Annotated in this window: 22 protein-coding genes and 1 tRNA gene; 14 read left to right on the forward strand and 9 right to left on the reverse strand. The window is 62.2% G+C overall.

The window, feature by feature from the left end; all coding sequences use genetic code 11:
* Positions 1–33: 33 nt before the first annotated feature.
* The gene (locus HNQ60_RS06685) at positions 34–2685 is read right to left on the reverse strand and encodes a serine/threonine-protein kinase (RefSeq protein ID WP_184330273.1); all 2652 of its coding nucleotides are present in this window, start codon (positions 2683–2685) and stop codon (positions 34–36) included.
* A 79-nt stretch (positions 2686–2764) separates the two neighbouring features.
* Entirely contained in the window at positions 2765–3319 is a 555-nt protein-coding gene (locus HNQ60_RS06690) for an ECF-type sigma factor (RefSeq protein WP_184330274.1), read from the reverse strand.
* Between the two features lie 458 nt (positions 3320–3777).
* Between HNQ60_RS06690 and HNQ60_RS06695 the strand changes: the two genes are divergently transcribed.
* The 4 genes from HNQ60_RS06695 to HNQ60_RS06710 all read left to right on the forward strand — a co-directional run bounded on the left by HNQ60_RS06695 (position 3778) and on the right by HNQ60_RS06710 (position 7424).
* Complete coding sequence (locus HNQ60_RS06695; RefSeq protein ID WP_184330275.1) at positions 3778–5592, forward strand: AMP-binding protein; 1815 nt, start codon at positions 3778–3780, stop codon at positions 5590–5592.
* A 151-nt stretch (positions 5593–5743) separates the two neighbouring features.
* Positions 5744–5899 carry a hypothetical protein gene (locus HNQ60_RS06700; protein WP_184330276.1) on the forward strand — a complete coding sequence of 52 codons (156 nt, stop codon included), beginning with the start codon at positions 5744–5746 and terminating at the stop codon, positions 5897–5899.
* A gap of 184 nt (positions 5900–6083) precedes the next feature.
* Positions 6084–6560 carry an acyl-CoA thioesterase gene (locus tag HNQ60_RS06705; RefSeq protein ID WP_184330277.1) on the forward strand — a complete coding sequence of 159 codons (477 nt, stop codon included), beginning with the start codon at positions 6084–6086 and terminating at the stop codon, positions 6558–6560.
* A 141-nt stretch (positions 6561–6701) separates the two neighbouring features.
* Positions 6702–7424: a Crp/Fnr family transcriptional regulator gene (locus tag HNQ60_RS06710; protein ID WP_184330278.1), complete on the forward strand. Its 723-nt coding sequence runs from the start codon at positions 6702–6704 to the stop codon at positions 7422–7424.
* A gap of 50 nt (positions 7425–7474) precedes the next feature.
* Here the strand turns inward: HNQ60_RS06710 and HNQ60_RS06715 are convergent, their stop codons facing one another.
* Positions 7475–7834, reverse strand: a complete 360-nt coding sequence (locus HNQ60_RS06715) for a hypothetical protein (protein ID WP_184330279.1) — start codon at positions 7832–7834, stop codon at positions 7475–7477.
* 196 nt (positions 7835–8030) lie between these two features.
* On the opposite strand from HNQ60_RS06715, the gene HNQ60_RS06720 reads away from it, so the two are divergent.
* Together HNQ60_RS06720 and nhaA are read left to right on the forward strand one after the other, a co-directional pair.
* Positions 8031–8813 carry a hypothetical protein gene (locus tag HNQ60_RS06720; RefSeq protein WP_184330280.1) on the forward strand — a complete coding sequence of 261 codons (783 nt, stop codon included), beginning with the start codon at positions 8031–8033 and terminating at the stop codon, positions 8811–8813.
* A 763-nt stretch (positions 8814–9576) separates the two neighbouring features.
* Positions 9577–10905 (forward strand): Na+/H+ antiporter NhaA, encoded by a 1329-nt coding sequence (gene nhaA, locus HNQ60_RS06725; protein ID WP_221304075.1) that lies wholly within the window; start codon positions 9577–9579, stop codon positions 10903–10905.
* A gap of 13 nt (positions 10906–10918) precedes the next feature.
* Here the strand turns inward: nhaA and HNQ60_RS06730 are convergent, their stop codons facing one another.
* Positions 10919–12283 carry a histidine kinase dimerization/phosphoacceptor domain -containing protein gene (locus tag HNQ60_RS06730; RefSeq protein WP_184330282.1) on the reverse strand — a complete coding sequence of 455 codons (1365 nt, stop codon included), beginning with the start codon at positions 12281–12283 and terminating at the stop codon, positions 10919–10921.
* A 272-nt stretch (positions 12284–12555) separates the two neighbouring features.
* Between HNQ60_RS06730 and HNQ60_RS06735 the strand changes: the two genes are divergently transcribed.
* The gene (locus HNQ60_RS06735) at positions 12556–13308 is read left to right on the forward strand and encodes a Crp/Fnr family transcriptional regulator (protein WP_184330283.1); all 753 of its coding nucleotides are present in this window, start codon (positions 12556–12558) and stop codon (positions 13306–13308) included.
* Between the two features lie 139 nt (positions 13309–13447).
* Positions 13448–13957: a hypothetical protein gene (locus HNQ60_RS06740; RefSeq protein WP_184330284.1), complete on the forward strand. Its 510-nt coding sequence runs from the start codon at positions 13448–13450 to the stop codon at positions 13955–13957.
* Between the two features lie 6 nt (positions 13958–13963).
* Here the strand turns inward: HNQ60_RS06740 and HNQ60_RS06745 are convergent, their stop codons facing one another.
* Together HNQ60_RS06745 and HNQ60_RS06750 are read right to left on the reverse strand one after the other, a co-directional pair.
* A complete protein-coding gene (locus HNQ60_RS06745) occupies positions 13964–15112 on the reverse strand; it encodes a Fic family protein (protein WP_184330285.1) in 1149 nt (382 codons plus the stop codon).
* A gap of 475 nt (positions 15113–15587) precedes the next feature.
* Positions 15588–15663, reverse strand: a tRNA-Phe gene (locus tag HNQ60_RS06750).
* 347 nt (positions 15664–16010) lie between these two features.
* Here HNQ60_RS06750 and egtB point away from each other — a divergent pair.
* Together egtB and egtD are read left to right on the forward strand one after the other, a co-directional pair.
* Entirely contained in the window at positions 16011–17294 is a 1284-nt protein-coding gene (gene egtB / locus HNQ60_RS06755; RefSeq protein WP_184330286.1) for an ergothioneine biosynthesis protein EgtB, read from the forward strand.
* A gap of 39 nt (positions 17295–17333) precedes the next feature.
* Positions 17334–18302 carry an L-histidine N(alpha)-methyltransferase gene (egtD, locus tag HNQ60_RS06760; RefSeq protein WP_184330287.1) on the forward strand — a complete coding sequence of 323 codons (969 nt, stop codon included), beginning with the start codon at positions 17334–17336 and terminating at the stop codon, positions 18300–18302.
* An 85-nt stretch (positions 18303–18387) separates the two neighbouring features.
* Here egtD and HNQ60_RS28275 read toward each other — a convergent pair whose 3' ends face one another.
* Positions 18388–18636, reverse strand: coding sequence for a DUF1272 domain-containing protein (locus HNQ60_RS28275; RefSeq protein WP_184331791.1), 249 nt, complete (start codon positions 18634–18636; stop codon positions 18388–18390).
* Positions 18637–18730: 94 nt separating this feature from the next.
* On the opposite strand from HNQ60_RS28275, the gene HNQ60_RS06770 reads away from it, so the two are divergent.
* Positions 18731–19627 carry an alpha/beta fold hydrolase gene (locus HNQ60_RS06770; RefSeq protein ID WP_184330288.1) on the forward strand — a complete coding sequence of 299 codons (897 nt, stop codon included), beginning with the start codon at positions 18731–18733 and terminating at the stop codon, positions 19625–19627.
* Positions 19628–19716: 89 nt separating this feature from the next.
* Here HNQ60_RS06770 and HNQ60_RS06775 read toward each other — a convergent pair whose 3' ends face one another.
* A complete protein-coding gene (locus HNQ60_RS06775) occupies positions 19717–22053 on the reverse strand; it encodes a GH92 family glycosyl hydrolase (protein ID WP_184330289.1) in 2337 nt (778 codons plus the stop codon).
* Between the two features lie 354 nt (positions 22054–22407).
* Between HNQ60_RS06775 and HNQ60_RS06780 the strand changes: the two genes are divergently transcribed.
* Entirely contained in the window at positions 22408–22566 is a 159-nt protein-coding gene (locus HNQ60_RS06780) for a hypothetical protein (protein ID WP_184330290.1), read from the forward strand.
* 85 nt (positions 22567–22651) lie between these two features.
* Here HNQ60_RS06780 and HNQ60_RS06785 read toward each other — a convergent pair whose 3' ends face one another.
* Positions 22652–23767, reverse strand: a complete 1116-nt coding sequence (locus HNQ60_RS06785) for a metallophosphoesterase (RefSeq protein WP_184330291.1) — start codon at positions 23765–23767, stop codon at positions 22652–22654.
* 187 nt (positions 23768–23954) lie between these two features.
* On the opposite strand from HNQ60_RS06785, the gene HNQ60_RS06790 reads away from it, so the two are divergent.
* Positions 23955–24653 (forward strand): glutathione S-transferase family protein, encoded by a 699-nt coding sequence (locus HNQ60_RS06790; protein ID WP_184330292.1) that lies wholly within the window; start codon positions 23955–23957, stop codon positions 24651–24653.
* Entirely contained in the window at positions 24650–25162 is a 513-nt protein-coding gene (locus HNQ60_RS06795) for a VOC family protein (protein WP_184330293.1), read from the forward strand. The genes HNQ60_RS06790 and HNQ60_RS06795 overlap by 4 nt, the downstream gene beginning before the upstream one ends.
* The last annotated feature ends 5 nt before the right edge of the window (positions 25163–25167 follow it).

Consider the following 25167-nt stretch of genomic DNA (forward strand, 5'->3'; position numbering starts at 1 on the left):
CAGGTCCTCTTGCTGTGGCCAGCAGCCAGGTGGCTAACGGCTTGCTACCAGCATTTCTCTTGCCTTCCTCGTTTCCGGATGCTCCTCCCCCACCGTCCCGGACAAATTTTCGACGGCTACCTTCAGCGCTGCTGCAGCCGCGGCTTCATCCCCTCGGGCCTTGTGCGCTTTTCCCTGCGCCAATGAAGCGAGGCCGAGCACATTCGATGGCTTGCTGCCAGCTCGAGTCTGCTCCGCAATTTCCACCGCACGAGCTGCATCCCGAAGGGCCTCGTCGAGATGGCCATCCACCAGTCCGAGGTTTGCTCGTTCTGCGTAAGCGCGGGCGAGTCCACCGACTACCGTTCCTCCGCGGACGAAGCCGTCGATCACCTGGGTGAAGAAGGCGCGCGCCTGGTCGTACTCCCCTCGCGCCATTCGCAATTTCGCAGTGACCAGAAGAACACGCAGACCGGCAGGCGTCGTGTCGGTCACGTAACCGTTGTCCGGGTCGTAGGGTTCGAGCACTTCCTCCGCGCGACGCAGATCGCCTTCGGCGATGGCCACTTCCGCCGCCACTGCGTCTGCGTAGGTAACCTGCCGCGCGTTGCCATCGGCGGATGCACGCTCCCGCATGAGCGCAAGATCGCGCTTCGCTTCCTCGTACCTGGCGAGCGAGAACAACGTCGTGCCTCGATTCCCGAGGAGAAATGGCGCAGGAACCCCGTCCGGTGAAAACAGCCGTGAAATATCGACGGCCTCTTTGAAGTGCCGGAGCGCCTCTTCCGGTTGCCCGGTACTGATGGAGAGAACACCCCAGTTGTTGAAAACGGTGAACGCGATGTTGCTCTTGTCGCGACCGGTGCGGCGGAGGATCGCGACAGCCTCCTCGTACTGGCGCTCCGCCTCGATCGATCTGCCGTTCAGTGCGTACGCATAGCCGAGGTCGCCGACGATGTTCGCCTTCAGCGTTCCGTCCTGGGTGGGCGTTATCGCGTGGACGCGATAGGTTTCCTGGATGTACTTGAGCGCACCAGGTGCGTCGTTGTTGTCGCGAGCAATGGTGGCGCGCTTGTGCAGACAGTACACGTGCAGGTCCGGCTCATCGGCCGCATTGGCGATGACTTCTTCGAGAATCTTCGTTGCTTCCGGCACACGACCGAGCGCCCCTATCGCGGCCGCGTACTTGCACTGCAGGGATTGAACCCGATGCGTACCGATGTCGAGATTTCCAGTGCGCTCCAGGGCGCGCGCGAGGACCGCCTCCGACTTTCCGTAGAGACCGTGAGAGTTGTACGTCGCCGCCACCGCATCTACCGCGAGCGAGTATTGCAACGGCGAAGTCTCCCAAAGGCTTTCGGCCATGGCCTCGCCTCGGGCCAGCAACTGGGTGAATGTCACGGCCTCGTCGTTGCCGACGCCTTCCGTGAACAGTCGTGTCCAGAATGCGTTCGACGCTTCGGCCTGCTCGAACGCGCGCAATGCGCGATCTCGTTCGCGAACCGCGACGCCTGCCTGCCATAGCGATACAACAGCACCTGCTGTCACCGCGATCAGCAACGCACTTCCGAGTCCGACCACTACCCGATAGCGCCGGACGAACTTTCGTGCCCGATAGCCGAAGGTGTCAGGCCGCGCGCTTACCGGAAGGTCGCGCCGATAGCGCCGAAGATCGTCGATGAATTCGGCAGTCGTCTCATATCGCGCGCGCGGATCCGTCTGCAGTGCTTTCGCCAGAATCGCATCGAGATCGCCCTTGAGGGCGCGCGCGCCATTCTGATCGACGACATCGAGAACTGACATGGGGGCAAGGCAGATGATCTCAGGCCGGCCCGTCACGTAGTCGCTGCGCTGATAAGGACTGCGACCGGACAGCAGCTCGAACAGGATCACACCCAGCGAGTACACATCCGTCGTAATGGTGGGCGACTCGCCGGCGAACTGTTCCGGCGCGGCATAACGTGGAGTGAAAGCTCGTGCACTCGACTGGCTTGCGGTCGCGCCGTCGGCTTCGAGCAGCCGGGCGATACCGAAGTCGAGCAGGTGGACATCGCCGCTTCGATCGACGAGCACGTTGGTCGGCTTCAGGTCCCGATGCACGATCAATCGTGCATGCGCATAAGCCACGGCGCGTGCAACCTGCTCGAACAGGGCCAGCCGTTGCCGCAAGGAGAGCGAATGCGTTCGTGCGTATTCGTCGAGCGTGACGCCGTCGACATACTCGATGGCGAGATAGGGCTGGCGATCGTCCGCGACACCGGCGTCATAGAGGCGAGCGATGCCCGGGTGTTCGAGCGCGGCCAGGATGTCCCGCTCGCGAATGAGCCGATCGCCGAGATCGGAATCCAGCAGCGAAACGCGCGGCAGTTTCAGCGCGACCTGCCGCTGCAGGGATCCGTCCGCGCGCTCGGCCAGCCAGACGGTGGACATGCCGCCTTCGCCGATCCTGCGGATGAGTCGATAGGGGCCGACCAGGTCGCCGGCGGAACGCTCGAAGGGCGAAGCAGCGACCAGGGGCGCGCGGCGCAGAATGTCCACGGTCTCGACCCCGGACTGACGGAACAGCATGTTTCGCAGCGTTTCCCGCACCGACTCGTACTCCGGCGGCAGCGATTCCATCCAGTCGCAGCGCTTCTCGGGTTCGAGGTCGAGCACCTCGTCCAGGAGTCGATTCAGCTTGATCCAGTCGGCGCCTGTCAGGCTCATGGGGAAAGCAGTCCGCGATCTTTCGGAGTCAGACGCGCTCGATGCGGGAAAGCGGACATCGATCGGCGTCTTTTTCTTGTCAGCGCAGGGTCGCGGTCAGCAGGAGCTTGGCTTTTTCCCAGTCCCGGCGGACGGTGCGATCCGCCACGCCGAGGGCTTCAGCGACCTCCGCCTCGGTCATGCCGGCGAAGAAACGCATCTCGACCACTTTGACCAGGCGATCGTCGACGGTCTGCAGCGCTTCGAGTGCATCGTTGATCCGGATCAATTCCTCGTCGGTCGCACGCACGTCTTCCGCGAATTGCGTGTCGAGCGGCACATGCTCCGCATCGCCGCCACGCCGTTCGGCCTGACGTTTCCGCGCGAAATCGACGATCACGGAACGCATGACGCGGCCGGCGTAGGAAAAGAAATGACCGCGATCGCTGCCCTGAAGCTGGCCGGCCTGGACGAATCGCAGGAAGCTTTCGTGAACGAGGACCGTCGTATCGAGCAGTGTGTTGCGGCCGCCGCTGTTGCGCAGCTGGGCTCGTGCCTGGCCGCGCAATTCGTCGTACGCGACAGCGAACAAACGTTCACGTGCGGCGGCATCGCCTTGTTGGGCACGCTGCAATAAATCGGCAAGTGGATCCACGACTGACACGCTCTCCCCTGACCCCGCGCGTGAGACCTCGTCCGCGCCCTCCGGGTTCCCCGCAAGTGAGACCGGAGCCTGCGTCGGGGCCAGCGGGGCTGACAACTAACTATAGTCAGATATCTCGGGCGTCGGTACCGATGTTCCTGCGGCGCAAGAGATCGGCAACGGTCAACCGGAGCAGATCGCGCGCGACTGGCGGATTTCGGACATGAGCGGCGAGCTGCAAGCGACGAGCGATGAGCCAGAAGGGAAAGCGCTTCTGGCTCACAGCTCGCAGCTCACCGCCGCACACATGCACGCCGTAAATGACCGCGCATTCCCATGCAGAATGAACGTTCAGCGTCGCGCACAAATTACGTTCTGTTAGCGATCATCGAGCGCGACGCGTAGTACATTGCCTCCTCAACAGCCGCGACGAAAGCTATGCTTGCGCGCGCAAGACGGGGGTCTGGTTGATGAACAGAAAACAGAAGGCGGCAGAACGACCGCTCAATGAGTATCCGATGCGCACGCTCGAGCGACCGGCGCCGAGCATCGAAGTGCGACAAGGCGATGACGGCATCGTCTATCTCTCCTGCGGCATTCCTTACGAGCCGGGATTGCCTTCGCTGATCGACTACTTCTCACGCTCCGTCGAACTGCGGCCCGATTCGACGTTTCTCGCGGAGCGCAAAGGCACTGACTGGCGTCGAGTGAGTTATCGCGAGGCCTGGCGCGATACCGGTGCAATTGCGACGTGGCTGATGCGCCAGGGTTTCGGACCCGATAGCGCACCCGTGATGATTCTTTCCGAGAACAGCATCGAGCACGCATTGCTCACGCTGGGTGCGCTGCGCGCTGGCGCGGCCGTCGTTCCCGTGTCGCCAACCTATTCCTTCGGCGCCGAACTCACGCGGCTCGGATATGCACTCGAGCTGATCGAGCCCGGCGTCGTATTCGCGCTCGACGGCGAACGTTATGGTCCGGCACTCGAGACGGCGCGCGCTCCCGGGCGCCGTCTCGTGACGGGCGCTGATCTCCGCGAGATGCTGAATGAGTACGATGAAGCCGCGGTGACGGAGCGACGCAAGGCGATCACCGAAGACACGATCGCAAAGATCCTGCTGACTTCAGGTTCGACAGGCCGCCCCAAAGGCGTCGTGAACACGCACGGCAATCTCGCTGCATCCGTGCAGATGATTCGTCTCGTGAGCGAACCGTTCACGCTCGAACGTCATCACGTCATCGTCGACTGGCTTCCCTGGCATCACACGTTCGGCGGCAACGCGCAGTTCAACGGCGTGCTTGCGAATGCGGGCACGCTCTATATCGATGATGGACGACCGATGCCGGGTCTGTTCGAGAAGACGATCGAGAATCTGCGCGACGTCTCGCCGAGTGGCTTCGGTTGCGTACCGGCCGTCTATGGGCTGCTCGCCGATGCGCTCGAGCGCGACGACGATTTCCGCCACAAGTTCTTCAAGAATCTGCGCTGGCTCTCCTACGGCGGAGCGTTGCTGCCGCAACCTCTGTGGGAACGCATTCAGCGATTGGCAGTGAAGGAGCTGGGCGAGCGCCTGCCCTTCGGCACCGGCTGGGGCATGACGGAAACATCCGCCACCGGAATCGCTGTGTATTGGAACACGGAGCGCACAGGCCTCGTGGGCCTGCCCCAGCCAGGGGTGACTCTCAAACTGCTCCCGGTCGGCGACCGGATCGAAGTCCGCATCAAGGGGCCTCACATCATGCCGCGCTATTACCGCAACGACGTACTCAACGCTGCCGCATTCGATGAAGAAGGATATTTCAAGACCGGCGATGCGGCGCGTTGGGTGGACGCGCGACGTCCGCTCGAGGGACTCGAGTTCGCAGGCCGTATCGCCGAAGACTTCAAGCTCCAGTCAGGCACATGGGTTCAAGGCAGCATTGTGCGACGCGACCTCGTCGCTGCGCTGCAGCCCTACGTCACCGACGCGGTCATCTGCGCACCCGACCAGCCTTGGCTGGGCGCGCTCGTGTGGCTCAATGTCGCGGACCAGGAGCCCATTCGCGCGGCGCTTGCGGCCAAGCTCGCGAACTTCAATCGTGCACGGCAAGGCGGAGCCAGCACAGTCTCGCGCCTGCTCGTGCTCACAGATCCGCCTTCGGCAGAAGCCGGTGAAGTGACGGATAAGCGTTCGATCAATCAGCGCCGCGTACTCGAACGGCGTGCCGACGACGTCAACGCGCTTTACGCACCGACACTGGACCCTCGCGTGGTCCTGCCGATCCAGGGAATTCAGCACGGTTGACCCCCTTGGGGAACGAGGGCTCACGGCTCGGCCCTCCGCTGCCTCCGTTCGTCGCAACGACTTTCGGGTCACTGCAACCTTTTTCGCGGAGGCTGCATCTCAAGGACATACGCTGCAATGAGCAGCAATTGTCCACCGAAGGGAGCACGCCATGTACACCATCATCGAGTTGAGCAACCGCACCGAGCGAGCAGTCTGTGCCGTTCTTTCCGTCACGATCGTCGCCGTCGTTCTGGCCCTGGGCGCCGCCGGCATCGAATCGACCGCACATCTGGACTACTCGGTCACGGTCACGCAGCTGTCGTAAGAGATCGCAAATTGCCGGCGCCATTGCTGATGTGCGCCGGCGGAAGTGCACACGTCATTCCCGCGAACGCGGAATCCATCAGATCGCGGCGCAGAGACGAGAACGGTCAGTGCCTGCACGACCCAGTGCCTGCAACACAGGGGCGTGAGAAGATCGCGGCAGTCATCCTGTCGTGATCCGTTCGATGAATCAGGCCGCACTCCGTTTCGACCTTCCCGATCCTCATCTGCTGGCGCTCCAGGTCGTCGAAGACGACATCGACGCGTATCAACACGTCAACAACGCCGTCTACGTGACCTGGTGCGATCGGGTCGCGTGGGATCATTCGGCTGCGCTCGGTCTTCCCATCGAGCGATGTCTCGAACTCGATCGAGGCATGGCGGTTGTGCGCACGGTGATCAACTATCTGCGGCCGGCGCTGCGCGGCGATGCGCTGCTGATCGCCACGTGGATTCTTCCCGCCGAAAGTCGCGTCTGTATCAGACGCCGCTTCCAGCTGCTTCGCACAAGTGACGGCACCACGTTGTCACGAGCAGAGGTCGAATATGCCTGTCTCGAACTATCGAGCGGTCGACCGACGCGCTGGCCTGCCGAGTTTCGACAACGCTATGTCGTTCGGCCTGCGGTCTTGGATGGACTCACGGAACTTGGCCCTGTCTGACGGTTAGCCACCCGCCTCCTTGGAGCATTGCCGCCGCAGTGCGCAAGCGAACTGCGTCATCGCATCCTGCCTGTCCTGTACGCTACCGAACATACCCGGAGCATTTGCCCTAGACTCAGTCGGGTGCGAGGAGAATCCACCATGACCGCGTCGACCCATGATCCTCTGCAGAATCACTTGCTGGCGGCACTGCCAGAGGCGGATTTCGATCGATTCCGATCCCACCTGAAACTGGTCCCGATGCCACTCGGTGAGGCGCTCTACGAGCCCGGCACGAGACTGCGATACGTCTATTTCCCTACGAACTCGATCGTTTCGTTGCTGTACGTCATGGCCGACGGAGCCTCAGCGGAGATCGCCGTCGTGGGCAACGAAGGCGTGATCGGTGTTTCGCTGTTCATGGGCGGCGAGACCACTCCGAGCCGCGCAGTCGTGCAAAGCGCCGGACATGCTTATCGGCTGCCGGGACAAGTTCTCAAGGAAGAGTTCACCCGGGCTGGGGCGATGCAGCATCTGCTGCTGCGCTACACCCAGGCTCTGCTGACTCAGATGGCCCAGACCGCCGTATGTAATCGACACCATTCGCTCGACCAGCAGCTGTGCCGATGGCTTCTGCTGAGCCTGGATCGCCTGTCTGCGAACGAACTGGTCATGACGCAGGAATTGATCGCCAACATGCTCGGCGTTCGGCGCGAAGGCGTTACGGAAGCTGCGGGGAATTTGCAGAAGGCCGGATTGATTCAATACAGCCGCGGGCGCATCACGGTGCTCGACCGACCCGGACTGGAGGCGCGCACCTGCGAGTGCTACGGCGTGGTCAAACGGGAATGCGACCGCCTGTTGCCGGGGTCCACTGCGCCCTGAGTCGCACTCAACCGAGCGCAGCAACTACGCTCCGAGAGTGCTTCACCGACCTACCGAATCAGGCGGGCGTAGTTCGCTGCGTCGACGAGACGGTCGTAGCGAAAGCCATTGAATACGAAGCTGCCGTTTTCGAAGGTGATCGCGAGTTCGAACATGAGCAGGTGATCGGTCACGCTCAACCCATCCACTGCATTGGGTACATCCACCGAGGTCAGTTGTTCTGCAACCGGTTCGACTGGACGGGCTTGCCGCGCTCGGACTACCGCAGCGTAGGCGACAGCATCCGCCAGGCGCTCATAGCAATACCCCTCGTACCTGTAGTAACGGCCATCGCGCACGATCGACAACTCGGTCATCAGATGCGCGTTCTCAGCCGTCGTGTTCTCAGCCGTCGTGTTCTCAGCCGTCATGAAGTCTCCGGGAGTGGCTCCGGTGCACGGCGATAGAGTCCCGCACTGCGCCGAGCATGCGACGACGCTAAACGAGCGTTGAGCATCAGTCTGTTCGCTGGCGCACTGTGAGCGCCCGCCGTCCAGTGTTCGTCAGCGTACCGACTCACGCTCGGCCCAACCGCAGAATCCGGGAGTGCTGCCACGGGAGAGTGAGATGAACTGTAAGGGCCTCCTGGAAACCTATCTGGACTGGACGCGGACCGGCCATGACGGCGTCGGTGACGCAGACGTTACTGACGTGGCCGATTCAGATCCCTCGTTCAGGCAGGGAGGCGCGCTGCTGAAGAAAAACAAGGAGAAGATCCGCGCATGGCGTCGTCGTGTCCTGCTGAGACGCGGGGCGCTCATGCGTGCCGAACTGGGCGCTGACGCGCAGAACTGCTCGCTTGCCATGCTGGATGAGAGAGGCGTCGTCGTTTCCTGGTACGGTCGTGCGTGTGAGTCGAATCTCGGTGACGACGCTGTGGTGGATCGTCCGCTATCACAGTTCTATGTAGCGACGGACATTGCGCTCAAGGAGCCTCGCAGGGACTTGCGTGCGGCCAGCATGGATGGTCGGATCAGGCGACAGGGGTGGCGACTCGGGGCGACTGGTGTCGCGTACTGGTGCACGACGGTGCTCGAATCCGTTCTGCTCCGCGACGGGCGATTGCAAGGTTTTTCCTGCGTGATGCGCGAGTCCAAGTATCCGTCGCAACTACCGCCCCGCGCTTCCCTTCTGCATGGACTCATCGTCAGAGACGAGGCGTCCGGTCGCGACGCTCCAATAAGCAGCCTCGCGCCCCTGCGCACCTGGGACCGAATGGCGAAAGCTCGTGACGCCGCGCGCCAGCGGCGGCTGTTCAGACTCTCGTGCCGAATGCGCACGTCGGAATTCGATCGATCGCTGCTGCGCGGTATGTTGATCGAGCTGCCCGTCGCGAGGAATAACCCGTGAGCAGAAGACTATCAACGGGGCTGCTGCTGGCGATCCTGTCTGGGGCCGTGCCCATTTCCCTCGCGGTTGCGGCCGAACCGGCTGCATTGCCGGAACACGCAAGAGCGAGTCGCTACGGAAGCGGTTGGGAATGCATGAGCGGATTCCGTCAGACCAGCGATGCCTGCGTGCAGATCGCAGTACCAGCCAATGCCTACATGGACTCTCTCGGACGTGGATGGCGATGCGATCGCGGTCATCTCAATACCGGCACCGCTTGCGTCGCCGTGAAGGTTCCGGAGAACGCGTATCTGGACGATTCCTTCGGCACCGGGTGGAGGTGCAACCGGGGCTATCGCGAGAAGGCTGGCGCCTGCGTGGCCGTAGAGATTCCTGACAACGCGTACCCCGTCGATTCATTCTATGGGTCGGGCTGGCGATGCAACCGCGGATTCAGAGCGGCGGGCTCCACTTGTCTACCCATCATCGTACCGGCGCAAGGATTTCTATCCCGCTCCGGGGACGATTGGGAATGCGACCGGGGCTATCGGAGAGAGGACTCCGCTTGCACCGCGGTGAGCCTTCCCGCGAACGCCCATCTCGACCCCTCGGGTGAGCGGTGGGAGTGCGACGAGGGATTTCACTCCCACGGACCTCAGTGCGTACGCGACTGGACGAGCGCATCTCCCTGAGCAGAGCCGCGCCGATCGACTGAGACAATCATTCTCAAGCCGGTGGTGGGGATCCGCGCTAAAGGGCGACCGCGGCCGATGAGTCAATGAGCATGGCCGAGCACGGGAACTCCACCTTCGACCTCGTCAGACTGCCGCAGGAGTTCGTCGATCGATTCACGAATCCGCTCGCGCGTTTCCTGAGTATCGAAACGCTCGGCGGCGCCGTGCTGCTCGTGGCCACGGTCGCTGCCCTTGCTCTCGCCAACTCCCCGTGGGCACAGGTCTTCGCGAATCTGTGGGAAACGTCCATCGGGTTGCGGTTCGGCCCGGTCGAATTCGCACGCTCGCTGAGGGACTGGATCAACGACGCGCTGATGACTCTCTTCTTCTTCCTCGTGGCGGTCGAACTCAAGCGCGAACTGGTCCTGGGAGAGTTGAGCAGCATGCGCGTCGCAGCACTGTCGATCTCTGCGGCAGTCGGCGGCATGCTGGTACCAGCGACGATCTATCTGTTCCTGCTGCCCGGGGCAGCGGGGTGGGGAGCCGTGATGGCGACCGACACCGCGTTCGTCATCGGCGCATTGGCGCTACTGGGTACGCGCATCCCGCAGACGCTGAGAGTGTTCATGCTTTCACTGGCGATAGTCGACGACATTGGCGCGATTCTCGTCGTCGCCGTCGCCTACAGCAATGACATCGTCTGGCCAGCCCTCCTCGGCGCTGGTGTTGCTATCGCTGCAATACCGGTAATGGCGCGGGCCGGCGTTCGCCGCGTGGGCGTCTACTTCATGGCCGGCTGCGTGGTCTGGCTCGCCTTCGATGCATCGGGCGTGCACGCCACTATTGCGGGCGTGATCGTGGGCCTCCTCACTCCGGCGCGCAGGTGGGTGAGTGACAAGCGGCTCTACGCCATACTCAATCAGGTCATAGCGCACCCGGACCCCGACGACAGTGGCCGTACGAAGGATCGTGAGACGCTGCAGGCTGCAGCGATTGCGGCCCGGGAGTCCCTCGCTCCTGTCGAGCGCGTTCAGATGACGCTTCACCCTTGGGTCGATTTCTTCGTCATGCCGCTGTTCGCCCTCGCCAATGCCGGACTACCACTGGCGGTGAGCCACCTGGACATCGCCGTGACCGCGGCAGTGACGGTGGCGCTGGTGGTCGGCAAACCCGTGGGCGTCCTGTCATTCTGCTGGCTCGCGGTGCGCACCGGTATCGCAATTCGCCCGGCGGAACTCACTTGGGGCGTCCTGGCCGGTGGCGGGGCCATCGCGGGCATCAGCTTCACGATGGCGCTGTTCATTGCCGACCTCGCGTTCCCGGACGACCTGCTCGACAGCGCGAAGATGGGCATTCTGCTCGCATCGGTTCTTGCCGCAGCGATCGGTCTCTCGCTGCTCGCTTGGTTCACGAAGCGCAAGCGCGCAGACACTGTGTGACGGGCGGTCGACCTCAGCCGGACGCCGAAGCCGCACGGAGGTGCAGAGGCGTCGTCGGACGGAGCCTCAGGGCGATCGTCGTGCCCAACCCATCCGTCGTTGGGGAGATCGTGAGGGCACCTCTCAGTTGCGTCGCGAAACTTCTGATGATCTTGAGCCCCATACCGGAACTCGCAGGGTCTTCAGGAATGCCGACGCCATCATCAGCGATCTGCAGTGTCAACGTGCTCTCGGCCGAACCGCAGAGGGTGACTGCGATCCTGCCGCCCGATCCCTTCGGGAACGCATGCTTGTACGCGTTCGTGACCGCCTCGTTGGCAAGCAATGCCAATGCGATTGCCTCATCTGCAGGAAGCCGCACCGGGTCTGTCGCAACAAGCAGCGTCACGCGCCCGGACGCGTCTGGAAAGGATTGTCGTATCGAGTCTCCCACCGCATCGAGCAACTGCGGCATCAGTATCGATTCCGCGCTGTCGACATCGGAGCAGAGCAGTTCATGAACCTTGGCCAGCAGCTGCAGCCTCTCATGACTCTCGTTCAGCGCAGCGCGTACTTCCTCGGAAGCAGTAGCACGTGCGTGTAGCGACAATACGCTCGCCGCGATCTGCAGGGTGTTCTTGACGCGATGATGCGCTTCCTGGACCACCGCTTGCTTCAGTTCGAGCGTCTGCAGCATTTCGCGCTCGGATTCCTCGGCGCGCTCCCGCAGGCTGCGCTCGAGATGAAGCTCATGAAGGAGCAGCTCACGCTGAGCTTTCTGGTGCGATTCGAACAGGACCAGCGCGTACCGGCGTTCCTTCGATTGCGCGAGGAGTCGCAGCGCAAGAACCGACTGAACGCCCAGCTGCTCCAGGATGCGCGCATCGCCAGCATCGAATCGTGATGAACGATCGTGATGGGTGACCCACAATGTGCCTAGCGGCATTCGCAGACTCTCGTGCAAGGGAACCACCAGAGTTTCGACAATGGCGGGCTGGATCCTGCGCATTTGCGCATGGACCTGCTCCGGGTTCGACACAAGGATGGTCTTCCCGGTACTGAGACAGAGATCGCACGGAGTCGAAACCTGAGGTGTGCCGCTTCCTTCATAGGGGGCCAGCATCCCGCTCAGCACCTCCCAGCACGCGATCTCCCGGCCCACCGCATTGTGTCGAAGCAGGCTTACGCCCGCGCTGCCGGCGTGGCACAAACGCCTGGCCCCTTCCAACAGCCGTCGAAGCGCGCCCAACGGGTCGTCGGCGAGGATCTGTGACAACGCGCGGAACTCCGCTGCCTCGGCAAGGAAATCGGGTGCGCGTTGCGCCGGGTGCATCTCCTCCTCTGTCACGAAGAGATCGATCCCTTGTCGCGCTAGATCAGCCGTCGCTGCAGTGCTCACGGATGTGACTCCTTGAGGCATCGGGTACCGAGTCGCCTTGTTGGGCCCCTGTCAGCTTCAGTGCCGCCGTTAGGTCAAAGTCGAACGCGCAAGTTAAGTCATCCTTTTCCCTCCCTCTGTACGGCAACGAACACATGAAGATGTGCATTTGCCGTGTTCGGCATCGCACATCGCCAGGAACGCCGAGGGCGGATAGTCGGGACTGCAACGATCCCATGCAGCGTTGCTGTGGGTCCGACGCATGCATTTGTACAGCACCACCAAGAGGCTCCATGACGTCATCACGGCATCCGCTGCCGGCCAATCGTTTGCTGGCTGCGCTATCCCTCCGAAGCCGTGAACGCTTCGTGGTGGATTGCGACCCGGTGAAGCTGACCTTCGCCGAGGTTCTTTGCGAGAGCGGTGAGCGGATCAACCAGGTCTATTTTCCGACGGAGGGCTTCGTCTCGCTGCTGACTCCACTCGACGACGGAGCGCGACTGGAGGTTGGAATCGTCGGCGACGAAGGTATGGTGGGTACGCCGTTGCTGCTCGGGGTGAACACATCGCCCCTGCAGGCCGTCGTGCAGGGCGCGGGAATCGCGCTGCGCATGAACGCCGCAGCATTTCGGAAACACTGCCGCCAGGATGACGAAATCCAGAAGCGTCTCAATCTCTACCTGCACGTCTCGATAAGGCAGCTAGCGCAGACAGCGGCATGTACTCGCTATCACTCGATAGAGCCGCGCCTGGCGCGGTGGCTGCTCATGAGCCGCGACCGCGCCCACGCTGACCAGTTTCATCTCACACACGAGTTCCTGGCCTACATGCTTGGTGTGCGGCGTGTCGGCGTCACGCAAGCTGCGCGTGGACTGCATGCGCGGGGATTCATCAGCTATATCCGCGGCAGTATCACGATCCTCGACAACACCGGACTGGAGAAGGTCTCCTGCTCATGCTACCGGCGTGGGAACGAGATGTATGAGCAGACGTTGGGCAAGCCTCGTGGTGGCAGAGCCCGCGCGGCAGGCGAACTCGCATCGTGAGATCGTTCAGGCGCTCCAAGCGCCACCGTGCAGCCAGGCTGCCACAGCCGATGAGTGAAGCCTTGGCCGCACTGCGCAAGGAACTTACTCGCTCGGGAAGCGACACAAGCGGTATGCTCTGAACTTCAGGAGCGCATCCATGCGAACCGCTGCTCTGATCATCGCGACGTTCACGCTATCAGCACTGGACGCTGACGCTGCTGATCCGGCGAAGCAGACCCCCATTCCTGATCATTGTCCGGTCACTCTTCCCACCGAGCCGCTATACGTGGCACCCGGTGAGGAGAAGGCCGTGGACCCGGCGCGTGGAATATTCCTGTATGGGACGGACGCCCTCTTTACGCAACTGGCCTCCGACGGGCGATGGACTGGGATCAAATCGGCGACCGGCACTCGCAACAAGTCTGCGTGGTTCCGCAAGGATGCGCAGTGGGGCGACGAGCGTCCTTATCAACTCGTTGTGACTGCGAAACGCATCGACGCCAATCGACCGATGATCACGGTTCCGCGAGTGACGAACATGCTCGTCGGCAAGGAACAGCAGGAAGTGGCAATGCTGCTTATGCTCGAACTCCCGGAGCGGGGCTGTTGGGAAGTGACGGGGAACTACAAGAGCGACTACCTGTCGTTCATCGTCTGGCTTGATTGAGCGGCACTAAGCGGAGACCGGATACAGTCTCGGAAACCAGCGCTCGATGACGTCGATCGGAAATCCGAGCCGAAGCGGTGCTTTGTGAGATTCCGAAACGAGCAGCTTCTTGTCCACGAGAGCGGAGATCACACGACGGGCAGTCCGCTCGCTGACGTCGATGAGCCTTGGAACCCGACCTCGCTCCAGCTCTCCCGACAACAACGCCTCTCGCAACAACGCAAAGCTGCGCTTTGGCAGGCGCTCGGCATCTTCTTCGTCGCGCACATACAGCTCAATACGACGTTGCAGTTCGGAAGGCTCCAGCAGCTCACGCATGTATCGAACCTGGTCGAGACAGCATTCCAGGAAGAACGCGCAGAAATCGATCAATGCGCTCTGCGACAAGGCACCGCGTCCATCGAGATCCCCTTTGCGGGCTTCATCCGCTGCCATCAGCAGGCGCTTGTAGTCCGCTGAACGACGCGCAAGGCCTCTGGAGATCGACCACAGAGCCGAACCGACGCCCAGGTCGAGCAACATCGCATGCGACATCAATCGCGTGACGCGGCCATTGCCATCGAGAAACGGATGGATCCACAGCAGTCGGTGGTGAGCAGCGGCGGCGGCGATGGCTTGCCGCGGTTTCGTGAGTCGTTCTGACGCATAGGCCTGCTCGAAGCGAGCCATGAACGCTGGCAAATCGTCCGCCGGCGGCGGGACGTGGCGACCTACGGCAACCGCACACTTACGCAGTTCTCCCGGAACAATCGCAAGGCGCTCGTGCGTATCGGGGTTCTCGATCGTGAGCAAGCTTTCTGGCAACCGCGAGCAGAATTCGCGGTGCGCCCATTCAATGAACGCGCGCGACGCCGGCGGCTTCGGAAAGTCCGTTCGTGCATCGATCATCCGCTGCACTTCGATGTGTGCGCGCGCCTCGAATTGCAGATCTCTCTTGTGCGGGTCCGCGGAGTAATCCTCGGCCAAAGCGCGATCGATATCGCGAGGGTGCGTGTTGTGGCCCTCGATCAGATTCGAGTAGTGGCAGTTCATTGACCGAACCAGCTCGGCCACCGACAGGCGAACAACTGGATGAAGTTGCCCGGAAAGTTCGCTGGCTTCCCGAGCCAGATCGAAGGCGAGGTTCTCCAGCGCTTCCGCGCCTTCTGCGGGCATCAATGGCTCCGCGGCCGCCGGCCTCAAAATGACCTCCGATCCGGGCCTTCGGATGGCCGGATTAGTGGCCGGAATAGTATCTTTGAAATCAACAAATTGGAATATTTTCAGATCCGGCGATGGCCGGATCTATGGCCGGATCCGGTGATCGCAGATCGGACGATCGCCGGGCCACGAGCTGACGCTGAAATACGTCAACCCGCGACGCTCATTGCTCCAGTGCCACGCGCTAGATCTACGAAGGACACCGGCGGGCAGTCTTCGAACTCAACCGACAAACGCAGCCGGCGACCTCACTGATCCGTCCGTCCACACGCCTCGCTCAATAGCGTACGAACGAAGACGCGACATGACCTGAGCTGTCGTCCCGTCAACCACACTGGAAGCCCGGACAAATCATGCCGTCCGCGGGCAATGCTGACGCGTCGTGTCGTGTTTGACTGCGACGATCAACGCGATCGGCAAACAGAGGGAATGGTGGCCAGGGTCGGAATCGAACCAACGACACGCGGATTTTCAGTCCGCTGCTCTACCAACTGAGCTACCTGGCCACGGTATGGGCAAGCGGGGCATGAGCCCCGGACTCGGGCCGGAAGGCCGGAGGGGCGCGTATTAAAACGGCGGGCCGCCGGGCCGTCAAGGAAAAGCCGGGAAAGGCTCGCCTTTGGGCGATTCGCTAACGACTAAGAGCAGGATTGTCCCAGACGGGCCGGACTTGGGTTGCTAGCCTCCAAGCGATGTATGGGTGACGTAAGTGGCTGTTTCGAAAGGGCGAGGATGGGCATTCTGGCGTGGTTCGCGCGGTTGCAACTTTGCAGTGGTACCAGACGTTCCAACGGACTGCCTGCGCCGCAGCGCGAACCCATATCCCGGCCCATACATATATAAGGAGCCACTTATGGCCAGCATCGGGAATACGACCGCGGCGTACCGCGCGCCGGCAGAATCCCTAGCCGACCGCTATTCGCGAATCCGCTCCACGTCGCTCGCCATCTGCGAACCGCTCGAGATCGAAGACTACGTCGTGCAGAGCATGCCCGATGCGAGTCCGGTGAAATGGCATCTCGCGCACACGAGCTGGTTCTTCGAACAGTTCGTGCTCAAGCCGCATGCGCGTGGTTACACGCCGTTCGATGAGCGCTTCGACTATCTCTTCAACTCGTACTACCAGGCGCTCGGTCCGATGCATCAGCGTCCTCGTCGCGGGCTGCTCACGCGGCCGACGGTGAATGAGGTCGTGAGCTACCGAAAGCACATCGACGATCACCTGCAGCAGTTGCTGGCGAGCGAAGACACCGCCGATCGCGTCGGCGAACTGGTGACGCTCGGTCTCAATCACGAGCAACAGCATCAGGAACTGATGCTCACCGATCTCAAGCACCTGCTCTCTTCGAATCCATTGCTGCCCGCCTATCGCCCGACGACCGCGAATCAGGTGTGGCAGCCTGTCGAACCGACTCGATTCGTCAGCTTCGACGGCGGCATCGGCGAGATCGGCGCAAGCGGCAAGCATTTCTGTTTCGACAACGAGATGCCGCGTCATCGCACGCTCGTTGAAGGTTACGCACTCGCCGATCGACTCGTGACGAATGCCGAATACCTGGAGTTCGTTCGCGACGGCGGCTATCGGCGGGCGGATTTCTGGCTCTCCGATGGCTGGTCGACGGTGACCAGCGAACAATGGACGCGGCCGCTGTACTGGTCCGAATCGCTGGATGCCGAGTTCACTTTGGCAGGACTGCAGCCGATCGACCCGGCGGCCGCGGTGTGTCACTTGAGTTATTTCGAAGCGGACGCATATGCCAGATGGATAGGCGCTCGCCTGCCTACGGAAGCGGAGTGGGAACTCGCCGCTGCGCGCAGCCACATCGACGGCAATCTGTTGCGCGATGTGGCGACGTCTTCCCTGCACCCGCGACCTGCCAGCGGCGGCGAGAAGCTCCGGCAGTTGTTTGGCGACGTGTGGGAGTGGACTGCTTCTCCCTACGTCGCATATCCCGGGTATCGCCCGGCGCCTGGCGCGCTGGGCGAGTACAACGGCAAGTTCATGTGCAGCCAGCTCGTGTTGCGTGGTGGCTCCTGCGTAACGCCCGCGGATCACGTACGCGAGACGTACCGGAACTTCTTCTACCCTCAAGCGCGTTGGCAGTTCATGGGGTTGCGTCTCGCACGCGACCTGTAGAACGCACAGTTTTCACGTCAGTTCGTCGAGGAATCACCGATGTCGAAGCGTCCCAATGCCCTTCCCGCCCCCAATGCCGACGCTCTGACGAGCAACGTTCTCGATGGTTTGCGCAAGACGCCGAAAGAGCTCTCGGCCGTCTGGTTCTACGACGAGTACGGTTCAACGCTCTTCGACAGTATCTGCGAACTGCCTGAGTACTACCTCACGCGGACGGAGCTCGGAATCATGCAGATGCACGCCGCAGAGATGGCCCAGATCATCGGGCCGCAGGCAGCACTGATCGAGTTCGGCAGCGGGACGAGCCAGAAGACACGATTGCTGCTCGACCATCTCGTGGCGCCGGTAGCGTACGTGCCGGTCGACATCGCGCGCGAACATCTGATCGAAGCTGCAGGCACGCTGGCACGCGACTATCCGACGCTGCAGATCGCGCCCGTGTGCGCTGACTTCACGCAGCCGTTTGACCTGCCGAAGCAGGTAGCGTCGGCGCAGAGGCGCGTCGTGTATTTCCCCGGCTCAACGCTCGGCAATTTCAGCCCGGAACAGGCGGCACAGTTGCTCGATCGGATGCACAAGATCGTGGGCAATGAAGGCGCGGTGCTCATCGGCATCGACCTGAAGAAGGATCTCAACGTGCTGCGCCGTGCTTACAACGATGCGGCCGGCGTCACGGCGGAGTTCAATCTCAACGCGCTGCGCCATATCAATCGCGAGATCGGTGCGAATTTTGACCTTCGCAATTTTCAGCACGAAGCCCTGTGGGTCGAGGATGCGAGCCGCATCGAGATGCACCTGATCAGCAAGCGCGATCAGACGGTCACCGTTGCAGGAACGCCGGTTCAGTTCCGCCGCGGTGAGCACATGCGGACGGAGTACTGTCACAAGTACACGCTGGAAGGGTTCGCGAATCTCGCAGCGACTGCCCAGCTCTCGGCAGTGCGGACCTGGACGGATGTGGAGAAGAAGTTCGCGGTGCAGTTGCTCGAGCCGAGAAAGCTGCAATGAAGGAAGCCAGCTAGCCGTTAGCCAGCTAGCTGCCAGCCAGAGTAAGCAACTGTGGCTCTCCGAATCTGGCTAGCCGGATAGCTGGCTAACGGCTAGCCGGCTCTCCTCGTGGCTTGTAAATCCGTTGCGTCGACGCCGGATACTTCGCCAGCGCCGCTGCCGGCCGCCGCGGCCGCTGCAGCAACTCGCCGCCACAATTCGGGCAACGCCCCTGCAGCGCGCCTTCCGTGCACTCACGACAGAACGTGCATTCGAATGTGCAGATCATGGCGTGTGTCGAATCCGGCGGCAGGTCCGTATTGCAGCACTCGCAGTTGGGTCGCAGTTGAAGCATCGGCCAGTCCCTCTGATTCGAGCCTGAAGCATACGCCGGCGGCGTGCCGCGAATCGGTCGATCCGCGTACACTTTCGGCCAGGGGGACTGCTGCATGGCCACACCGACCGGCGCTTCGCTTCGATTCTTTCCGGGGTTCAAGCCGCTGCATATCGACACGGGTGAGGTTCACATCAACGGCGTCGTGGGCGGCAGCGGGCCACCGTTGCTCTTGCTGCATGGATGGCCGCAAACGCTGCTGATCTGGCATCGCCTGGCACCACTGCTCGCAGAGCACTTCACTGTCGTTGCTACCGATCTGCGTGGCTACGGCGACAGCGGCAATCCTGCGGACGGCGTCAATCACGAAGGTCATTCGAAACGCGCGATGGCTCGCGACCAGGTGGCCGTCATGAAGGCGCTGGGTTACGAGCGATTCGCCATCGTGGGCCACGATCGTGGCGGGCGCGTGAGCCATCGACTCGCGCTCGATCATCCGGAGGCGGTCAATCGTGTCGCCGTGCTCGACATCGTTCCGACGCACACGGTTTATTCGACGGTCACGCGCGCCCTCGGCCTTGCCTACTTTCACTGGTTCCTGTTGCCGCAGCCCGCGCCCATGCCGGAGACCCTGCTCGGCAACAACCTCGAATTCTTTCTTCGATCCGGGCCGTTTCGCGGACTGATCCCTGGGGTCATTCCGGAAGAAGTGTTCGCGGAGTACCTGCGTTGCGGCAACGACCCCGCGACGCTTCACGCGATGTGCGAGGACTATCGTGCCGCTGCGACGATCGATCTCGAGCACGATCAGGCCGACCTCAATCGAAGAATCGAATGTCCGCTGCTCGTGCTGTGGGGCGCCCAGGGCGCGATGCACGCGCTTTACGACGTGCTGGCGACATGGCAGCCGCGAGCGACGCAAGTCAGCGGCAAGGCGCTGCCTTGCGGTCACTGGATGCCGGAGCAGTGCCCGCAAGTGTTGTATGAGGAGCTGATGGGCTTCTTGAGATAGCAAGAAGTCTGAGTTTCGCGTGTGGGACTTCTGCTGTGGGTCCGGCTTTAGCCGGACGTCTCCTCTCTCTAACCGCCAACCGCCAACCGCTAACCGCTCCTCCTAACCGAATACGGCCGCGCCGACGCCTTCGTCGCCCACTGCTTGTTCGGCCTCGCCTGCATGACGAAGCGCAACTCGCCTCCCTGCATGATTTCTTCATGCCGCAGGAACACGCGCGGCAGCGGCTCGCCGTTGAGACTGACCGAACCGATGTAGCGATTCGCGTCGCTGAGCCCTTCGGTCACGATGGTGAAGCGCCGACCGTTCGGCAGGTTCAGCGCCATCCTGTCCACGAACGGCCGGCCGATCACGTACTCGCCTGAACCGGGTGTCACGGGATAGAAGCCCATCGCCGTAAAGAAGAGCCACGCAGACATCTGACCGAGATCATCGTTGCCCGAGAGCCCTTCCGGACTCGCGTGGTACTGCGTTTCGACGATCTGCTTCAGTCGCTCCTGCGTCCGCCAGGGTTCGCCGGCGTAGGCATAGAGATAAGCGACGTGATGGCTCGGTTCATTGCCATGTGCGTAGTAACCGATCAGTCCGCTGATGTCCTCGACGTGCTCGAAGCTCTTGGCGTCCACCTTTGCGTCGAACAGCTCATCGAGCTTTGCGATGAAGCGCCGATTGCCGCCCATGAGTTCGATCAGACCCGCAGTGTCGTGCGGCACGTACCACGTGTACTGCCATGCGTTGCCTTCGGTGTAGTCGCCACCATAGCCTGCGACCGCGGGATCGAACGGTTCGCGGAAGCCTCCGTCACTCTTTCGTGCCCGCACGAATCCTGTCTTGCGATCGAAGACATTGCGCCAGTAGCCCGCCCGTCGATCGAACTGCTGCGCAATGTCCTTGCGGCCGAGCGACTCCGCCATGCGAGCGATCGTCCAGTCATCGTACGCGTACTCGAGCGTCTTCGATGCGCCCTCGCGCTCCTTGTCCGATGGCACCCAGCCTGTTCTGATGTAGTCGCCGAGCCCGGCGTAGCGTTCCTTCGATGCGCTGGCCACCATGGCTTCGAGAGCCTCGTCGGCGGGAAAGCCTCTTATGCCTTTCAAATAGGCATCGGCGATGACCGGTACCGCGTGATAACCGATCATCGTCCACGTTTCCTGCCCGTGGTATTGCCACACGGGCAGCAAACCATCGGGACTCGTGCGATAGGACGCCAGCAGCGAGCGCACGAACTCGTCGTTGTCTGCCTGCGGCCTGACCAGCGTCAGCAGCGGATGCAATGCGCGATACGTGTCCCACAGCGAAAACGTCGAGCGAAACGTGAACCCGTCCGCGCGATGCACACCGAGATCAGGACCGCGATAGGAGCCGTCCACATCCATGAAGACGCTGGGAGCCATCAGGCTGTGATACAGCGCGGTGTAAAGCATCTTTCGCATCGGCTCCGGCGCTTCGATGTCAGCGACACCGAGCGCTCCGCGCCACGCATCGGCAGCGGCTGCACGCTTCGCGTCGAAATCCCAGTTGGGTACTTCGGCATCGAGGTTGCGCAGCGCGTTCTCTTCGCTGACCGGTGAGAGGGCGACCTTCACAAGGAGCTGCGACGACTCGAGCCCCGCGAAATCGAAGACGGCAACGAGACCGCGGCCTTCGCGATAGTCGATGTCCGTTCGTGAGAACCAGGGCACGAAGTTCGGATCGTACTCGGGCTTGGTCTCCCGGTTGTGGAACGCATGCGCGCTGGATGGCGCCGAGAAACGCATCGCGAAATACAGCTGGCGACCACGCGCCCATCCACGGGTTTCCCGAAACCCCGTCACGGTACCGTCGGGCCGGACGCGAATGCGCGACCACAGAACCTTGCCCGGGTAGTCGTAGATGCTCGATCGCAAATCGACCAGCACGTGCGCAGGCTGGCCAGCGGGGAATGTGTAACGATGCAGGCCAACGCGAGTCGTCGCCGTCAGCTCCGCACGCACGTCGTAGTCGGAGAGCGTCACCGCGTAGTAGCCCGGCTCGGCGCGCTCAGTGTCGTGACTGAATCGCGAGCGATAACCCGATCGCGGCTGCTGCATGTCACCGGGCTCGAGTCGAACGTCGCCGCTGATCGGCGTGACGAGGACGTCGCCGAGATCGGAGTGACCCGAGCCGGAGAAATGGGTGTGCGAGAAGCCGAGGATCGTCGGATCGTTGTACTGGTAGCCGGCGGCCCAGGGATAGCTTTCCTTGAAGTACCGGGTCTGCGTGTCCGGACTGAGCTGCACCATGCCGAACGGCACGACGGCACCGGGGAAGGTGTGGCCGTTGCCCTGCGTGCCGATGAACGGATCCACCGAGCGATATGGTACGTCCGACTGCGCGATGACGAATGCGGGCAGCAGCGTTGCGGCGAGCGCGGTTGCACGCATCAGACGGCGAAGAAGCTGGGGCATCGCGAGGATTCCTGTTTTTTGCATGACACTGCGTCATTCCCGCGAAAGCGGAAATCCATCGTCCCCGGTCCCCGCGAAGATGGATCCCCGCCTGCGCGGGGATGACGGATTTCCAAGCCTACCGGACAGTCCGGACCACGGACACCGGACACATTGTGCGTGACAGTCGGACACTCGCGGACACCTCCGAGTAGCCGGCCCGACCGCTCACAGCGAAGCGCTGCTGCGCAAACGCTGGGTTTTTCGGCCTCTTTTGCGTCGTTCGTCGTGAATCCAAAGTTGGCACGACCCCTGCAATACGTAGCACGGGGCGTCCACACGGACGCATCGACACAAACTCAAGAGGTAATCGCCATGTTCGCCATCCAGGTCAATCCTTCGCTCGTCCGCACCGTCGTCTGCCTCGCACTCGCAGTGCTCATCGTCAGCGCCTCACTCGCCGTCGGCGCAATGGGCGTCGAGTCGATGGCTTCCGCTGCACGCGGCGTCGTCACGATCACGCAGATCGCGTGATGCGGCTCGCCAGATCGACATCCGGTTTTCCGTCTCGCAGGGAGCCGGATGTCGACTTCAGCCTGCCGCTGGCGTGGGCTCGTCGCTACAGGGGTTCCGACTTGCCGGAAATATCGGCGCGCAGGAAACGCTGGCCTTCGATTCTGAGCGCCTCCATCACTGCCGCACCGCTCGACTCATCGCGATGCGGATACACCTGGACGGCGACGACCCGTCGACCGTAGAGAGCGGTCACAGTCTCGACACGCGTGTGACCGACCAGGATGTTCGTTGCGCCGAAGGCGGCCAGCATCCGATTCACGTCTTCTGACGTCGCGACCTGTTCCGCGACGTCCGCGAAATAGCCGCGATACCACAGCGGCCCCGACCGACCCATCACAAAGCTCGCCTGCGACTGTCGCTCACCCTCGAGAGACACGCCGTTCAGAACATCTCGCAGGAGCGAGTTGATCTGGGCAAGCCCCAGCTTCCGTTCGACCAGCTCCGGCGAGATACCGCCGTGGAGACACAGGAAGTTGCCGATCTTCAGCACTGCCGGCCTCGTTCGCAGCCATTGCCCCAGCAACGTATCCGGACCGACGAGCTGCGCGTACGAGCTCGCACCGAGTGCATCGACAACGCGACCGTACTTCGGATTCAGGTAGCGCAGATCGCCGCCCATCACCATGGCTTCATGATTGCCGATCAGCAAATGCAAGCCGCCGCCGGCTTTCGCGGCCTGCGCCTGCAGTTCATAGAACAGCCAGAGAATCTCGATCTGGTTCGGTCCACGATCGAACACATCGCCCAGCACGACGACGTGGCCTTTGCCGAAAGACCATCGCATCGAGGCATCGACGATCTTCTGCTTCTGCAGCAGCTCGCCCAGGATCTGATACTCGCCATGCGTGTCAGCGATCACGAACAGCGCAGTCGTGCGCCCGAGCTTCACGGTGTCCGCTGCGATTTTCTCGGGGCCGCGGACACGAACCTGGAAAGCGGGAAGCGCTCCGACGGCGGCAACGGTGAATACTTCTCCGCCAGTGACCTTCCGGTCGATCACCTCCGGCGCCGCGGAATCACCAGCCACCGTGCGCGCGAGCCAGCTGCCATCTGGTTGAGCGATCAAATAGGGACCGTCCTGGAGCGGTGCGGCTCCGCAAGCCCACGCCGCCGCGAGCAGGAGCGAAGGAAGCCATCGGAGGCGGCGGACTGTCAGCATGATCGACACTCTTCGGGCCGTAAGGACGCCATTCTGCCGAATCCGACGGCTCCTGCGCGATACGGCCGCCCAGATGGCCCGTACGCGGCCGTTGCGGTGGCTCTTTCGGCGGATTTGCGCTTGCCAGCCGGCCCTTAGAGTGCAGGTCCTCGACGCGCGTACGCGCGCTCACCCCTCAAGGACTTTCATGAAGCTCTATTACCACCCGGTCTCGACGACGAGCCGCCCCATCATGCTGTTCGCCGCAGACAATCGCGTCGAGCTCGAGTATCAGCTCGTCGACATCGTGGCGGGCGAGCATGTGCAGCCCGCATTCGCCTCAATCAATCCCAATCAGGCAGTACCGGTCCTCGACGACGACGGCTTCCGACTCACCGAAAGCTCGGCGATTCTCAAGTACCTTGCGGATCGCGTCGGCTCTCGCGCCTATCCCATCGATCCGCGCCAGCGTGCCCGCGTCAACGAACGCATGGACTGGTTCAACACAGGTCTTTCGCGCGAGCTGTGCTACGGCTTCATCTATCCGCAACTGTTCCCGAATCATCAGCGTCCCGATGGACATGCGCAGCAGCAGACACTCGCCTGGGGCCGTACGAACGCGCTTCGCTGGCTGCAGGTTCTCGATGAACGATGGATCGGCCCGTACAACGACTATGTGTGCGGCAATCAGATCACGATCGCCGACTACTTCGGCATTGCATCGGTGACGCTCGGCGAGGCGGCGCACATCGACTTCAGTGCATGGCCGAACATTTCCCGCTGGATCGCGCGCATGAAGGATCGTCCGGCATGGTCCGTAGCGAACGACGCTTTCTACACCTACCTCGTGAAGCCGTACGTCAATGCTTCGTTCGAATCCCTCTCGCTGCAGGCGCGCGCTGCATGATCAGGGGACTTCATCACAACGCGTATCGGTGCCGGGACTCGGAACAGACGCGCCGGTTCTACGAAGACTTCCTCGGCTTGCCGCTCGCGAGTGCCCTGGAGATTCTCGAAACGTGCACCGGCCGGTCGGTCGAGGCGTTGCATACGTTCTACGAGCTCGATGACGGTTCGTACCTCGCATTCTTCGAAGTACCGGGCATGCCTTTCGAGTTCAAGACGCAACATGACTTCGACCTGCACATTGCGCTCGAGGTCGATGCGGAAGTGTTGCAGCCGATGTTCGACAAGGCGCGCATGGCAGGCCACGAAGTCCGGGGCATCAGCGATCACGGCTTCATCCGATCGATCTATCTGCGCGATCCGAACGGCTATGTCGTCGAGCTCACTGCTCGCGTCAACGGCCACGAGGGCGCCATGGATCCCAATCGCAACGGCGCCCGACAGGTTCTCTCCCGCTGGGCCACTCGCCATCCGGGACGGCCTGTAGGAAACGTGACCCGCCCGCAGTAAGCCGC

The organism is Povalibacter uvarum, from assembly GCF_014202975.1.
GTDB lineage: Bacteria > Pseudomonadota > Gammaproteobacteria > Steroidobacterales > Steroidobacteraceae > Steroidobacter > Steroidobacter uvarum.

Coding starts and splice junctions, on each gene's coding strand:
- HNQ60_RS06685 (WP_184330273.1), bottom strand. CDS start 2,685: ATGAGCCTGACAGGCGCCGACTGGATCAAGCTGAATCGACTCCTGGAC.
- HNQ60_RS06790 (WP_184330292.1), top strand. CDS start 23,955: ATGAAGCTCTATTACCACCCGGTCTCGACGACGAGCCGCCCCATCATG.
- egtB (WP_184330286.1), top strand. CDS start 16,011: ATGGCCAGCATCGGGAATACGACCGCGGCGTACCGCGCGCCGGCAGAA.
- HNQ60_RS06735 (WP_184330283.1), top strand. CDS start 12,556: ATGACGTCATCACGGCATCCGCTGCCGGCCAATCGTTTGCTGGCTGCG.
- HNQ60_RS06740 (WP_184330284.1), top strand. CDS start 13,448: ATGCGAACCGCTGCTCTGATCATCGCGACGTTCACGCTATCAGCACTG.
- HNQ60_RS28275 (WP_184331791.1), bottom strand. CDS start 18,636: ATGCTTCAACTGCGACCCAACTGCGAGTGCTGCAATACGGACCTGCCG.
- egtD (WP_184330287.1), top strand. CDS start 17,334: ATGTCGAAGCGTCCCAATGCCCTTCCCGCCCCCAATGCCGACGCTCTG.
- HNQ60_RS06720 (WP_184330280.1), top strand. CDS start 8,031: ATGAACTGTAAGGGCCTCCTGGAAACCTATCTGGACTGGACGCGGACC.
- HNQ60_RS06700 (WP_184330276.1), top strand. CDS start 5,744: ATGTACACCATCATCGAGTTGAGCAACCGCACCGAGCGAGCAGTCTGT.
- HNQ60_RS06695 (WP_184330275.1), top strand. CDS start 3,778: ATGAACAGAAAACAGAAGGCGGCAGAACGACCGCTCAATGAGTATCCG.
- HNQ60_RS06715 (WP_184330279.1), bottom strand. CDS start 7,834: ATGACGGCTGAGAACACGACGGCTGAGAACACGACGGCTGAGAACGCG.
- HNQ60_RS06785 (WP_184330291.1), bottom strand. CDS start 23,767: ATGCTGACAGTCCGCCGCCTCCGATGGCTTCCTTCGCTCCTGCTCGCG.
- HNQ60_RS06770 (WP_184330288.1), top strand. CDS start 18,731: ATGGCCACACCGACCGGCGCTTCGCTTCGATTCTTTCCGGGGTTCAAG.
- HNQ60_RS06710 (WP_184330278.1), top strand. CDS start 6,702: ATGACCGCGTCGACCCATGATCCTCTGCAGAATCACTTGCTGGCGGCA.
- HNQ60_RS06745 (WP_184330285.1), bottom strand. CDS start 15,112: ATGCCCGCAGAAGGCGCGGAAGCGCTGGAGAACCTCGCCTTCGATCTG.
- HNQ60_RS06705 (WP_184330277.1), top strand. CDS start 6,084: ATGAATCAGGCCGCACTCCGTTTCGACCTTCCCGATCCTCATCTGCTG.
- HNQ60_RS06780 (WP_184330290.1), top strand. CDS start 22,408: ATGTTCGCCATCCAGGTCAATCCTTCGCTCGTCCGCACCGTCGTCTGC.
- nhaA (WP_221304075.1), top strand. CDS start 9,577: ATGGCCGAGCACGGGAACTCCACCTTCGACCTCGTCAGACTGCCGCAG.
- HNQ60_RS06795 (WP_184330293.1), top strand. CDS start 24,650: ATGATCAGGGGACTTCATCACAACGCGTATCGGTGCCGGGACTCGGAA.
- HNQ60_RS06775 (WP_184330289.1), bottom strand. CDS start 22,053: ATGCCCCAGCTTCTTCGCCGTCTGATGCGTGCAACCGCGCTCGCCGCA.